Origin of the sequence: Paenibacillus sp. GbtcB18, assembly GCF_019091125.1 — a bacterium.
Classification (GTDB): Bacteria; Bacillota; Bacilli; order Paenibacillales; family NBRC-103111; genus Paenibacillus_F; species Paenibacillus_F chitinolyticus.
The window spans coordinates 28,979-41,403 of the sequence record NZ_JAGXJX010000004.1 but is presented as its reverse complement, the minus strand read 5'-3'; the positions used below and the strand labels follow the sequence as shown (position 1 = coordinate 41,403).

The window sequence follows — 12,425 nt, the reverse complement described above, 5'->3', positions numbered from 1 at the left end:
AGAGTGGAGGAGACACGTTATGAGCTATATCCGTACCTTACATGGAGACATCGCCAAAGAGGATCTGGGCTTTACGTATTCCCACGAACATATTGTATGCCGTCCGGCCTTCTGGCAGGAACGGGGAGAGGACGATCTGCTGCTGGACGATAAAGAGAAATCCAAGCAAGACGTTCTTGATTTTAAAAAGCACGGCGGACACGCGATTGTGGATGCGACGGCGGTCGATTACGGCCGGGACGTCCAGGCGGTGCAGGAAATTGCCTTGGAAACGGGCATTAAGATCGTAGGCACGGCGGGCTTCAACAAAAGCTTCCTCTGGGATGCCAAAATCAAAGAAGAACTGAAGCCGCTCACCGGTGATTATGAAACCTATACCCAATGGATCGAAGCGAAAAGCATCAACGAGCTGGCCGATTTCGTCATCCGCGAAGTGGAAGAGGGCCTTGAAGGAACTCCTTTCAAAGCGGGCCAGGTCAAATTCGGGACGGGTTATAACCGCATTACGCCCTTGGAAGAGAAAACACTCCGTGCGGTAGCGCGCGCCCACCACGAAACGAAAGCTCCCGTGCATTCCCATACGGAAGTCGGCACCATGGCGCTGGAGCAAATCGAGCTTCTGAAAAGCGAGGGCGTGAACCTGTCGTACCTCAGCCTGGGCCATATGGACCGCAACCCGGACCCTTACTATCACGAGCAGATCGCCGCAACCGGCGCTTACATGAGCTTTGACGGCATCGGCAAAATCAAGTACGCCCCCGAAAGCACGCGGATCGCACTGATTCTCAATCTCGTGAGCAAGGGCTATGAGGATCAGATTCTGATCAGCGGGGATACCGCCCGCAAAACCTATTACAAGCATTACGACCACGGCCTCGGCCTGGAGTACATCATTGCGAAGTGGGTGCCGCGCTTTGTGGACGAAGCGAACCGCAACGGATTCGACGGGCAGAAGCTGATCGAGAAATTTTTCGTAAGCAACCCGGCCAACTGCTTCTCATTCAAAAAGTAAGGAGGCGCGCACGATGAAATTCGAGCACGAAAACTCGTACGAGGTGCAGGACAAAATCCGACAATTCCGGGCGGCGATCCTGCCTATCGGAGCCGTGGAAGCACACGGTCCTCACCTGCCGCTCGGCACCGACAATCTGCTTGCCGAACGGCTGGCGGACAAACTGGCGGCCCGCACGGACAGCTTCGTGCTTCCGGTCCTGCCTTACGGCCAGGTGTGGAGCCTGCGGAATTTTCCGGGCAGCATCAACGTCTCCAACGAGGCGCTGATCCGGCTGCTGGCCGATATCGGCGAGAGCCTGTACCAGCAGGGCTTCCGTATTTTCACGATGGTCAACGGCCATTTGGGCAATGCGGTCGCGCTTAAGGAAGCCGCTAGGGTTCTCTATGAGCGGGTGCCTGAGCTGAAAGTGTTCTATTTCTTTTATCCGGGCACGAAAGAAATCACCGCTCAGGTCAGGGAGTCTTCGGCGGCCCACGGCACCTATATGCATGCCGACGAAATCGAGACGTCCTACATGCTTTATCTGGCCGGCGAGTTCGTGGACATGAGCAAAGCCATAGACGGCGCTCCCCGCATAAACGCGGAAGCGGACTGTACGCCGACGCCATGGGAGGAAATCACGTCCTCCGCCGTTCTCGGCGACGCCACGCTGGCTACCCGGGAGAAGGGCGAGAAGATTATCGAACGCAGCCTGGACGTGATGGCCGAAATGCTGTTGCGGGCCAAGCGGGCTTTGGAAGACGGAGATCACCAAGATTCAACAGACTGACAACGGGGTGAGAGCTATGATGATGAATACGTATTTTGATGTGATCGGCGAGCTGCTGAACAAAGTCCGGACCGAACAGGCCGGACCGATTCGTGAAGCGGCCGAGAAAGTGGCGGCCTGCATTCAGGACGGCGGCATTATTCATTTGTTCGGCTGCGGCCATTCGCACATTTTGACGGAGGAAGTATTCTACCGGGCAGGCGGGCTTGTCCCGATTCGTCCGATCTTCGTCGAAAAGCTGATGCTGCATGAAGGCGCGGTACGCTCGTCGGAGCTGGAGAGACAGAACGATCTGGCGGTCGATTTCATGAAGGAGCAGGACATCCGCAAGGGTGAAGTCGTCTTTGTCCTGTCCACTTCGGGCCGCAATCCGGTTCCGGTCGATGTCGCCCTGATGGCGAAGGAGAAAGGCGCCGTTACCGTCGGGATTACTTCCCTGGAATATTCCATGAGCCAGCCGTCGCGGCATACCAGCGGCAAGCATCTGTCCGAAGCGGTGGATCTCGTGATCGACAACTTCTCGGTCAAAGGAGACGCCGTGCTGAATCATCCGGGCTTGCAAGTCCCTTTCACACCGAGCTCGACCGTGATCGGAGCCGCGATCCTGAACGCCATTTTTGCCGAGTCCATTGAAATCATGATCGAAAACGGCTTTAACCCGCCGGTGTTCCTGAGCGGCAACATCGACGGTTCCGATGCGCACAACCAGGCGCTGATCCAAACGTACAAAGAGCGGATCGCCCTGCTGGCGTAACCTGACTTAACAGAGAAAAACAACCGCAAATCAAACAGAAGGTTGTATCCGGCTCAGATCCGGTAAATGTGTGGAGTAATAGAGAGATAAGCAGACCAGAGAACGGAATTTGTACAATCAACCCCAAAAAACGTTAACCGGGAACAATCGCCGAAAGACGACTTGCAAAACATAAGCGGATAGCTGTCGGGAGAAACCATACATCCCTATCCTTTTATTTGCGGTCTTGATCCGGCGGTGAACGGGTGAGGAGGAACGACATGTTCGCACAAACAGTAACCATACAGAACGCGCAAGGTTTTCATGTCCGTCCGGCTCAGCTTTTTGCTGAAACAGCCGGCCAGTTTGGAGCAGAGGTGCACCTGAAGACCGAAGACGGACGCACGGCGGATTGCAAAAGCATGCTGGAGCTGATGACGCTCGGCATTGAAAAGGGAGCTGTCGTGACGATTGAAGCCAGCGGCGACGGAGAGAAGGAAGCCGTTGAAGCGCTGGCGCAGCTTGTCGAAAGCAAGTTCGGTGAAGCCTAATGAAGGGGCTGCATATTCAGGGAATCGGCGTTTCGGAAGGAATCCGCATCGCGCAGGCATTCGTTTACCGCGCAGCGCAAGGGAATGCGGGCGAAGCGTCTGCCGAATGGAAGCCTATTGCGGCTGATCCGGCCGTTATCGAGGCTGAGCTTGCTAAGCTTAAAGAAGCCAGAGCCCTCTGCGCGGACGAATTGGAACGGCTCACGGAGAAGGCGAAGGAAACCGTCGGTGAAGAGCAGGCCGGTATTTTGGCGGGCCAGCGGAAGCTGCTGGACGATCCGGCTTTCTATCCGAAGATGGAAGCCCGGGTCCGGGAAAAGCTGGAGCCGTCTCCGCAGGCCGTCTCCGAAATCGTAAGCCAGGTCGCCTCCTGGTTCGAAGGGATGACCAACGACTACATGAAAGAGCGCGCCGCTGATATCCGCGATATCGGAAGCCGCCTCTTGGCCTGCCTGTCGCCCGAAGAGAGAGCCGGTCTTGAGGGAATCACCGGCGAGGTGATCCTCGTGGCCGACGATCTTACGCCGTCCGACACGGTGCAGCTCGACCCGGCCAAGGTTGTCGGCTTTATCACCCGCACGGGCGGGGCGACCTCCCACACCGCCATTCTGGCGCGGTCGCTCGGCATCGCCGCCATCGTCGGCGCAGGCGATGCCGTGGACGGCATTGACGACGGGGACACCCTCGTCGTCGACGGAGCCGCCGGGCTGTGCATCGCCCGGCCGGGAGAAGCCGAAGCGGGGCAGTACCGGCTCCGCATGGGGCAGGATCTCGAGCGCCGCAAGTCGCTCGAGGCGTACGCGGCCCGTCCCGCGGTAACCGCGGACGGTACGCGCGTGGAGCTCGCGGCGAACATCGGAACCGCCGCGGAAGCCGGAGCCGCCGCCGCACAGGGAGCGGACGGCGTGGGGCTGTACCGCACGGAGTTCCTGTTCATGAATTCCCCGTCTATGCCGGGGGAGGAAGAACAGTACCGTGCCTACCTGGAAGCGGCCCAGCTTATGGAGGGCCGCCCCGTCATCATCCGCACGATGGATATCGGCGGGGATAAGGAGCTTCCGTATCTGCAGCTGCCGAAGGAAGTGAACCCCTTCCTCGGTTACCGGGCGATACGGATCGGCCTCAGCCGCAAGGAGCTGCTGCTCACGCAGCTGCGGGCGGTTCTGCGGGCCAGCGCCTTCAGCAAGGTGAAGGTGATGTTCCCGATGATCTCCGGCCTGCAGGAATGGCGGCAGGCCAAAGAAATCCTGGCGGAAGCGCAGGCGGAGCTGAGACAGGAAGGCGTGCCGTTCGACGAGAACATGGAAGTCGGCATCATGGTCGAGATTCCTTCCACGGCCGTGATGGCGGGCCAGTTTGCCCGGGAAGTCGACTTCTTCAGCATCGGGACGAACGACCTGGTCCAGTATACGCTGGCCGTGGACCGGATGAACGAGCACGTGGCGTACTTGTACGACTATTTCCATCCGGCCGTTCTCCAGCTGATCCGCACCGTGATCGAAGCTTCGCACTCGGCCGGCAAGTGGACCGGCATGTGCGGCGGCATGGCGGGCGATCCGTTGGCCGCGCCGCTTCTGCTCGGTCTCGGACTGGACGAGTGGAGCATGGAGGCGGGGCGTCTCAGCCCGCTGAAAGAAGTGCTGGCCGGGCTGGATCGTCAAGAGTGCCGCGAGCTTGCGGAGCGGGTGCTGCTTCTTGACACGCCTCAGGCGGTGCGTCATGCGCTTGAGGAGTTCCGCGAGTCTAAATCTGTTTAAATCCCGCCGGCGAAGTGGTCGGAACACTTACGCTGACGCGAAGATTGAAACAGATGTTAGGTTTAGTGCGGGAGCGGCCGCTTGCTTGTGTCACCCGTGAAGGGGGATTCCCACTTCGGAAGAACCCGGTTGTTCCATCTTTGGGGTCAAATTAAACCCTTGATCGCGATTCGGATGCAGGCGCTCTCCGATAGTCGGCAAATCCAAAACAACCCGGTTCCGTGTAGAGCGGAACCGGGTTGTTCGGATTTGTCTGCCTTCCGGCAAGGGGGGCGCAGTTTGCGTCTACCTCCTGCCCTGTACGGCCGTTCGATCAGCGGGGGAGGCTGCTACCTTACACATCGCGCTTGCGTCTCCCCTTTGCGGCGGGCGTCGCATGGTGGCTGTCGGGGGCAGCAGGTAAGCCCGCTGTCCAAACGGACGACACGGGAGCGTTCCTTACCTGGAGGGGAGCCCTTGTCCGTCCGTTATCCCTCCCGGTGCGCCGGACAATACAGCTTCATCAGACGGACAGTTTCCTCGTCCAGTTCTTTCCCGCGGTTTTCGAGTCCGTTCACAACGGCTTCGCGCTTGGCGCCTTTCATGTTCTGGCCGAACTTGAACTTGGCGGACAGGTCTTCCACGTCGATACGGATCACGGCGACACCGCGGATTTGGCTGACGTAGCCCGGATTCTCCAGGGAGAAAGGCTCATAGCCTCCCTCGGGTTGAAGCTTTTCCATGAAGACGCCGAACGCCTTCGCTTTTTCCTCCAAATCTTCCACGAGGACAGCCTTGCCTTTTATCACGACGGACTTAAAGAAGGCTGTCGCCGGACAGGCGTACACGGGCTCCGTAAAATAGGAAGGAATGAGCGCATACTCTTTGGCTATGGAGAAAGTGACGAGAGGATTCCGGCCCAGGTCCGAAATTTTTTCGCCGACTTTGCTTCCGTGGGCATAAATCGCGCCGTCCGCGTATACAAAATTAAGAGCTTTTAAATTCGGGTACCCGTCCTCGCCGATCGTTCCCAGAATTCCGAATGTCATTTCGCTCATAAACTGCTCGATTTCCTGCCAGTCTTCCACACCGAATTCTTTTCTTCTCAAAGTCTCCACCCCTGTAATTTGCCTGCTTGCGGCTGTTTTTTTCATCTTAGCGGGACGGTTGACTTTTCTGAAGAGCCACTTTACGCTATTTTTAGTGGACCAGTTGCTGTCGGTCACAGGCAAAAGGGGCGGGTGAAGGTTCATTGCTTAATGTACGCGCGTTCAAATTCGTGCAAAACAATGAAGCCGCTGCTCTTCAATGCCAACTTCCCATACAAAAGGCATGCGCCGGACCGGGGCTTCGCTCCATCGGCTAACCGAAACCAACCAGACATAATGGAGGTATTTTCTTATGTTAAAAGTCGCTCTGCTCAGTTTCTGGCACGTCCACGCCCTGGATTACGAGAAAGACGCCAACCAGCATCCGGACACTCAGGTTGCCGCGATCTGGGATGAAGACCCGGCCAGAGGCCGCAAAGAAGCGGAAAACCGCGGAATTCCATTTTACGAAAACCTGACTGAACTGCTTGCCGACGATGAGATCGACGGCATTATCGTGACAACCCCGACCCATCTTCACCGGGACGTAATGGTGGCGGCGGCTAAAGCGGGCAAGCATATCTTCACGGAAAAAGTCGTCGCCGCCACGACGAGAGAATGCGACGAGATTATGGGCGCGGTCCGCGAAGCGGGAGTGGTCATGACGGTTTCGCTGCCGAGATTGAACGCTCCGTACACGCTGGCGATTCGGGACATTCTCGAACAGGGAGTCCTCGGAAAACTGACGCTGGTCCGTACAAGACTATCCCATAACGGCGGATTGAGCCGGGAAGAAGGGGGCGGCTGGCTTCCCGAGCGTTTCTTCGACGAATCCGCTGCGCAGGGAGGCGCCATGATTGATCTGGGCTGCCATCCGATGTACCTGACCCGCTTGTTCCTCGGGATGCCGGAAAGCCTAACGGCGAATTACGGCAGCGTGACGGGACGCTCCGCAGAAGATAACGCGGTGAGCGTACTGCGTTATCCGAACGGCGCTCTGGGCATCGTGGAAGCGGGCTTTGTGAACAGCCATTCCCCGTTCGTGATCGAGATTCACGGCACGCAGGGCACGCTGCTGTACTCCCAGCACGACGACAAGCTCCTGCTTCGTACGCGGGTGCAGGAAGGGGAGGAGTGGCAGACGGTCACGGAACTCCCGCAGGCGAAGCCTTCCGCTTTCGAGCAGTGGGTGGCGCATATCCAGTCCGGCACCCGGGCGGAGGAGAACCTGCTTCTGGCTGCGGACCTCACCCGCTTGATGGAAGCGTCCAACGCCTCGGCGGCGAGCGGCTGCGCCGTTAAGCTGTAGAGGAAAGAGAACCCGCCGTCCTGCGACGTCACATTATACGCTTGACAGCAGCTTGTGTTGCGACATGCGGTGGGATGCTGCGTACGTTGCGGAAATGGGGCACAGCAGCCGACGGAGACGTTTTGACAGCGCCTGCGCATGGCCTCGGCAGAAATCAGCCGGGGCTTCCGGATTCATCTCGTTGTCGGATCATTTTCTTCAGGCATCGCGCCCCTTAAAGACAGAAAAAGAAGCCGGTTAACCGGCTTCTTTTCTTGTACTTTCCGGGACATTCATCTACCATTTGCCGTATCACGTATCACGTATCACGTATCACGTATCACGTATCACGTATCACGTATCACGTATCACGTATCACGTATCACGTATCTCTTCAACCAATAAGCGTAGATATCCGCAGCTTCCCCGCTCCATACCCCGACCCCGCAAGCTCCGGTGTCTGCCCGCTAGTTCGCCGCACCGTCAGCCGTGACTATTGCCGCCTCTGCTTCCGCCGCATTGCGTTTCAGCTGACGTTCGATACCGGCCCGGTCGATCTGGATCCAGTACTCGGCGATTTTGCCGTTCTCCACCCGGTACACCGCACTCGCCAGCTCGATAACGGGCAGGCCGGTCGGCGGATAGCCGTCGACTTCGCCGATGTGCGTTCCCGTCTGCTTCCAGCGTACGTACACTCGGTCGCCGGAGCCCAGCAGCTCCTGCACTTCCAGGGTGAAGGGGCCGTAGGCATCGAGCATTTCCTGCACGTGCTCCGCATAAACTTCGGGCGTGCGCTCGACCGTCACTTCTTGCTCCGATTGGACCTGGTGGGCGAATATTTTACCGGCCATCAGTTCGGGAGCGGCCGCCAGTTTTTTCCCCGACCGCACTTCATCAAAAAAACGTTTGACCACTTCTTCCGGTCTTAAAGCTGTCATGATTCTTTTCCCCCGTTCTTATGTATCGGCATGTTATGTCTCAGCTGCCGTGGACCGAATAATTCGTCCCTGTGTCCGTCAGGTCCATTTTGCGGCCCAGAGCTTCATTTCTTTTAAAATTTTGTGTAAATCGCGGCCTTTCGGCGTCAGCGTGTATTCCACCGTAACCGGTACGGTCGCAAAGGCTTTCCGTTCGAGCACGCCCTGTTTCTCCAGATGGCGGAGAATATTCGTCAGTGCGGTAGGGCTGATCGAAGCAATGCTGCGCTGAAGCTCTCCGAAGCGTCTCGTTCCGTCGAAAAGCTCCCGGATCACCAGAAACGCCCATTTTCCGCCGATGACATCGAGCGTTTTTTCAATGGAGCATTCAATGACGCAGGGCTCCTTCGGAATATAGCTGCTTGCCGCCGGTTCCGCCGGTGTTTTCCCGGATCGGGCTGTCATGAAGGCGCTTCCCCCTTTTAAAAGAATAAGTCCGCCGCAAGGCCTGAGTCTTACTAAACAAAAGTGTAGCAGCTACAATTTTATGGGTATGATCAAAAAAAGATCACTACTGTTCATCATATAGAAAGTATTTTATGATGGCAATGGGAGGCGGCTTGTCCGCTTCGTGAAAACAGATTGGGGAGGTTTATGGAACATGCACTATCGCAGACTCGGACGGTCGGGCTTGAAGGTCAGTGAGATTAGCCTCGGAAGCTGGCTTACTTATGGAGGCTACGTCGAACGTGACAATGCGGTTCAATCGATCCGTAAAGCTTACGATTTGGGCGTTAACTTTTTTGATACCGCAAACGTTTACAAGCAGGGGGAAGCCGAGAAGGTGGTCGGCGACACTTTGAAGGAATATCCGCGCGAATCTTACGTGCTGGCGACGAAAGCTTTCTGGCCGATGGGTGAAGGACCGAACGACAGAGGCCTTTCCCGCAAGCATATCATGGAGCAGGCGCATGCCAGCCTGAAAAGACTGGGAACCGATTACGTCGACATTTATTACTGCCACCGGTACGATCCCGAGACGCCGCTGGAGGAAACGCTCCGCGCCCTCGACGATCTCGTTACCCAGGGCAAAGTGCTTTACATAGGGGTAAGCGAATGGACGGCGGCTCAAATGGCGGATGCGCTTGGTCTGGCCGAAAGATATCTGCTGGATAAAATCGTCGTCAACCAGCCGGTTTACAACATGTTCAACCGCTATATCGAGAAAGATATCATCTCCCTGGGCGAGGAAAAAGGAATCGGTCAGGTCGTTTTCTCGCCGCTGGCGCAGGGGCTCCTGACCGGCAAATACAAGTCGGCGGACGACATTCCGGCGGACAGCCGCGCCGCCAAAGTCGAAACGATGCGCGGCGCCGTTACGGCGGAGAACATCGCCAAGGTGAATCAGCTCGAAGGCATCGCGGCGGAGCTGGATCTTACCGTGGGACAGCTCGCCCTTGCCTGGATTCTGCGCCAGCCGAACGTAGCGAGCGCCCTCGTAGGCGCGAGCCGTCCGGAGCAGGTGGAGCAGAACGTGAAGGCCGAAGGCGTGAAGCTGGCGGCGGACGTGCTGGAGCGGATCGAGGCGGTTCTCTCGGGGAGCGGAGCGGCCGGGAAGTAACCGGTTCGGGACGCCATAAACGAACAGACACACAAAAAATCACCGGTTCCTGGAACCGGTGATTTTGTTTTGCCGTCCGCCTACTGCGGGGAACGGAGGGCATTTTCCACACGTTCCGCTTCCTGTGCGGGTTCCGCCGCCCTTCGTCCGTTCACGAAAGCGCAGACGGCGCCGAGAAGCAGAGCCAGGCAGCTGATTTTAAACACGAGGCCGAACGCGCCCGTCGTATGGGTATTCAACGTCGCCTGAAGCTGAGGGAGCAGGCCTTGAAGCTCCGCTTTATCTTTGGCGAATGTTTCTTTCACCCGCCCGGCCGCATCGGGGGACGCGGCTTGAAGCTGTTCCCGCTCCTTGCGGTCCAATTGGTCGAGCAGACCCTGCATCGCCCCTGAGGCGCTTCCCGAAGCGGCCCTGCGGCTTCCGGCCTGCTGCTGCAGTGCTTCGGCGAGTCCCGCCTTGCTCTCCCCGGACAGAGAGCTGCTTGCGATCCGTTCCGCCAGCTCTGTTTTGGCGGAGGCCATCTCGGTCTGCATGGATTGGGACAGCAGAGTAACGAGAACGGCGATGCCGAGCGCGCTCCCGATCGTTCTGGCCATGGTGCCGATGCCCATGGCGATGGTCGTTTTTTCCGGCGGAGGAAGCAGGACGGTAGTTGCCGTCAAATTCGCGATCGCCATGCCGGTTCCCATTCCGGCTATGACCAGGCGCCAGATGTAATCCATCGTCGAGGACTCGGTCGTGAGTCCCGCCAGCAGGTAAGTTCCGAGGGCAAGCAGGATCATTCCGGTAACCGAGAATATACGCGGGCCCAGCTTGGCGGCGCCTTTGGCGGCAAGCACGGAGCAGATCATGGAAGCGACGGCAAGGACGCTTATAATGAGTCCCGCGCGCAGCTCCGTCATGCCGATTACCTGCGTGAGGAAGAACGCGAGGATGAAGGTCGGGCCAGTCATGCCGATGCCGAGCAGGAACAGGCCGAGATTGCCGGACGGAAACCGTTTGATCCTGAAAAGAGACAGCGGAAGCATCGGTTCTTTTACACGGGACTCGATCCATAGGAACAGGAGGAGCGAAACCAGAGCCGCCGCGAAAAGGGACAAAATATAAGGAGAAGCCCAGCCTTTCTCGTTCGCCTGCATAAAAGCGAGCGTCAAGGTCAGCGAAGCGGCCGATACCGTCAGCATACCGCCCCAGTCGAGCTTTCGCGTAGCCGTCGGATCGTAAGATTCCGCCAGGGAGGAGGCAGCCAGCACGAGAGCCAGGGCGCCGATCGGGATATTAATGTAGAAAATCCACTGCCAGTCGAGCTGATACGAGAGCACGCCGCCCAGGGCGGGTCCGCTTGCGGCCGCAAGGCCGGCCAAAGCGCCGGTAATGCCCATCATGACGGCTTTCTTTTCGGGAGGAAACAGGGCCAGCAGCAAGGGGGCAACCAGAGGGGTGATCAATGCCGCGCCGATCCCTTGCAGAACACGGAAAAGGATGAGGGACGTGATTGAGCCGGCCAGGCCGCACAGAAGGGAACTCAAGGTAAAAAGGAATAAGCCGGTCATAAACGCTTTTTTACGGCCGAACTGGTCGGCGAGGCGGGAAGCGGCGAGCAGAAAAACGGCGAACGACAGGCTGTAGCCGTTCACGACCCAGGAAATGCCGGCGGTGTCGGCGCCGTAAAACTCGCTCATCCGGGGAAGCGCGACATTGACGATGCTAGTGTCGAGAATCGCCATAAAAAAACCGAGCAGAAGAGTAAGGATGGCGGGAATCTTGCGTGATTTTTGCATGGATGGGAAACCTCCGTAGATATAATTGACTGACTGTCAATCAGTCGATGAAAAAACTATATAACATTGACTGACTGACAGTCAATAGTTAAATTTAAAAGAAAGAGCCTCGCTCTCCGATTATTTTTCAACCGGAATCGGGCAGGCGGGCATAAAGGCGGTGGAGAAGTTGGCACGTGTAACGAAAAGTCCGGAGGAACGCAAACAGGAGCTTTTATCCGCTGCGGAGTCGCTGTTCCGGGTGAAGGGATACGAACGCACGGCGGTTAGCGATATCGTTAAACAAGTCGGGGTCGCCCAAGGGACCTTTTATTATTATTTTAAGTCGAAGGACGAGCTGGCGGACGCGATGATCCGGCGTATGCTGGACGAGCACATGGGGCTTATTGAGTCCATTGCGGAAGACCCGGAGCTGTCCGGGCAGGAGAAAATCGTCAAGGTCATGAAAGAAGATTTCGTGAAACGGGGAGAAAATCTGGAAAATCTGGATTACATGCACCATGAGAACAACGCGCTTCTTCATCAAAAAATGCTCGTGGAATCCGTCAAGGCATACACGCCTTTCATTACGGGCATTATCGAGCAGGGGATCGGGGAGGGGAGCTTCCATACGAGCCATCCCCGGGAAGTGGTTGAGTTTTTTATGGTCGGTTTGTTCTTCCTCTACGATCCGGGTATTTTCGCCTGGACGGTGGAAGAGGTGGTGACGAAGCTTCAAGCCATCGGTGGAATTTTGGAAAAGCTGCTCGGAGCGGAGAAAGATTCGCTCGATATCTGGAAGGACCTTCCGGATATGCCCGTCATCATCCAGAAGGCGCTTAAAGCCGAAAAAGCATCGCGGGGGGAAAGCTCCCCGTCTTAATCCCGACCCGAAAGAGAAGTACACGCGATCAAACGCGGCAAATGCTCTGATCTTTGGAGGAAGC

12 protein-coding genes are annotated in these 12,425 nt (G+C 57.2%); 8 read left to right on the top strand and 4 right to left on the bottom strand.

What is annotated here, in order from left to right:
- Positions 1 to 19 precede the first annotated feature (19 nt).
- From KVT34_RS13945 to ptsP, 5 genes are all read left to right on the top strand, one after another.
- Positions 20 to 1,012 carry a phosphotriesterase family protein gene (locus KVT34_RS13945; RefSeq protein ID WP_217559351.1) on the top strand — a complete coding sequence of 331 codons (993 nt, stop codon included), beginning with the start codon at positions 20 to 22 and terminating at the stop codon, positions 1,010 to 1,012.
- A 13-nt stretch (positions 1,013 to 1,025) separates the two neighbouring features.
- Entirely contained in the window at positions 1,026 to 1,784 is a 759-nt protein-coding gene (locus KVT34_RS13940) for a creatininase family protein (RefSeq protein ID WP_217559350.1), read from the top strand.
- Positions 1,785 to 1,803: 19 nt separating this feature from the next.
- The gene (locus tag KVT34_RS13935; RefSeq protein ID WP_217559751.1) at positions 1,804 to 2,538 is read left to right on the top strand and encodes an SIS domain-containing protein; all 735 of its coding nucleotides are present in this window, start codon (positions 1,804 to 1,806) and stop codon (positions 2,536 to 2,538) included.
- 260 nt (positions 2,539 to 2,798) lie between these two features.
- Positions 2,799 to 3,068, top strand: coding sequence for an HPr family phosphocarrier protein (locus tag KVT34_RS13930; protein ID WP_217559349.1), 270 nt, complete (start codon positions 2,799 to 2,801; stop codon positions 3,066 to 3,068).
- Positions 3,068 to 4,825, top strand: a complete 1,758-nt coding sequence (gene ptsP / locus KVT34_RS13925; RefSeq protein WP_217559347.1) for a phosphoenolpyruvate--protein phosphotransferase — start codon at positions 3,068 to 3,070, stop codon at positions 4,823 to 4,825. Before KVT34_RS13930 ends, ptsP begins: the two co-directional genes overlap by 1 nt.
- 467 nt (positions 4,826 to 5,292) lie before the next feature.
- Here the strand turns inward: ptsP and KVT34_RS13920 are convergent, their stop codons facing one another.
- Positions 5,293 to 5,913: a pyridoxamine 5'-phosphate oxidase family protein gene (locus tag KVT34_RS13920; protein WP_217559346.1), complete on the bottom strand. Its 621-nt coding sequence runs from the start codon at positions 5,911 to 5,913 to the stop codon at positions 5,293 to 5,295.
- A gap of 292 nt (positions 5,914 to 6,205) precedes the next feature.
- Here KVT34_RS13920 and KVT34_RS13915 point away from each other — a divergent pair, with 292 nt between their 5' ends.
- On the top strand, positions 6,206 to 7,201 hold the full coding sequence (locus KVT34_RS13915; RefSeq protein ID WP_217559345.1) for a Gfo/Idh/MocA family protein: 996 nt from the start codon (positions 6,206 to 6,208) through the stop codon (positions 7,199 to 7,201).
- Between the two features lie 446 nt (positions 7,202 to 7,647).
- On the opposite strand, the gene KVT34_RS13910 is transcribed toward KVT34_RS13915, so the two are convergent.
- Both KVT34_RS13910 and KVT34_RS13905 read right to left on the bottom strand, forming a co-directional pair.
- Entirely contained in the window at positions 7,648 to 8,118 is a 471-nt protein-coding gene (locus tag KVT34_RS13910; RefSeq protein ID WP_217559344.1) for an ester cyclase, read from the bottom strand.
- A gap of 78 nt (positions 8,119 to 8,196) precedes the next feature.
- Entirely contained in the window at positions 8,197 to 8,562 is a 366-nt protein-coding gene (locus tag KVT34_RS13905) for a winged helix-turn-helix transcriptional regulator (RefSeq protein WP_217559343.1), read from the bottom strand.
- A gap of 196 nt (positions 8,563 to 8,758) precedes the next feature.
- Here KVT34_RS13905 and KVT34_RS13900 point away from each other — a divergent pair, with 196 nt between their 5' ends.
- Complete coding sequence (locus tag KVT34_RS13900) at positions 8,759 to 9,718, top strand: aldo/keto reductase family protein (RefSeq protein ID WP_217559342.1); 960 nt, start codon at positions 8,759 to 8,761, stop codon at positions 9,716 to 9,718.
- Between the two features lie 80 nt (positions 9,719 to 9,798).
- On the opposite strand, the gene KVT34_RS13895 is transcribed toward KVT34_RS13900, so the two are convergent.
- Positions 9,799 to 11,499 carry a DHA2 family efflux MFS transporter permease subunit gene (locus KVT34_RS13895; RefSeq protein ID WP_217559341.1) on the bottom strand — a complete coding sequence of 567 codons (1,701 nt, stop codon included), beginning with the start codon at positions 11,497 to 11,499 and terminating at the stop codon, positions 9,799 to 9,801.
- A 160-nt stretch (positions 11,500 to 11,659) separates the two neighbouring features.
- Between KVT34_RS13895 and KVT34_RS13890 the strand changes: the two genes are divergently transcribed.
- Entirely contained in the window at positions 11,660 to 12,361 is a 702-nt protein-coding gene (locus tag KVT34_RS13890) for a TetR/AcrR family transcriptional regulator (RefSeq protein WP_217559339.1), read from the top strand.
- The last annotated feature ends 64 nt before the right edge of the window (positions 12,362 to 12,425 follow it).

Bases quoted from the DNA above. Each gene is read 5' to 3' on its own strand.
- KVT34_RS13945 (WP_217559351.1), top strand. From the start codon at position 20: ATGAGCTATATCCGTACCTTACATGGAGACATCGCCAAAGAGGATCTG.
- KVT34_RS13940 (WP_217559350.1), top strand. From the start codon at position 1,026: ATGAAATTCGAGCACGAAAACTCGTACGAGGTGCAGGACAAAATCCGA.
- KVT34_RS13935 (WP_217559751.1), top strand. From the start codon at position 1,804: ATGATGAATACGTATTTTGATGTGATCGGCGAGCTGCTGAACAAAGTC.
- KVT34_RS13930 (WP_217559349.1), top strand. From the start codon at position 2,799: ATGTTCGCACAAACAGTAACCATACAGAACGCGCAAGGTTTTCATGTC.
- ptsP (WP_217559347.1), top strand. From the start codon at position 3,068: ATGAAGGGGCTGCATATTCAGGGAATCGGCGTTTCGGAAGGAATCCGC.
- KVT34_RS13915 (WP_217559345.1), top strand. From the start codon at position 6,206: ATGTTAAAAGTCGCTCTGCTCAGTTTCTGGCACGTCCACGCCCTGGAT.
- KVT34_RS13910 (WP_217559344.1), bottom strand. From the start codon at position 8,118: ATGACAGCTTTAAGACCGGAAGAAGTGGTCAAACGTTTTTTTGATGAA.
- KVT34_RS13905 (WP_217559343.1), bottom strand. From the start codon at position 8,562: ATGACAGCCCGATCCGGGAAAACACCGGCGGAACCGGCGGCAAGCAGC.
- KVT34_RS13900 (WP_217559342.1), top strand. From the start codon at position 8,759: ATGCACTATCGCAGACTCGGACGGTCGGGCTTGAAGGTCAGTGAGATT.
- KVT34_RS13895 (WP_217559341.1), bottom strand. From the start codon at position 11,499: ATGCAAAAATCACGCAAGATTCCCGCCATCCTTACTCTTCTGCTCGGT.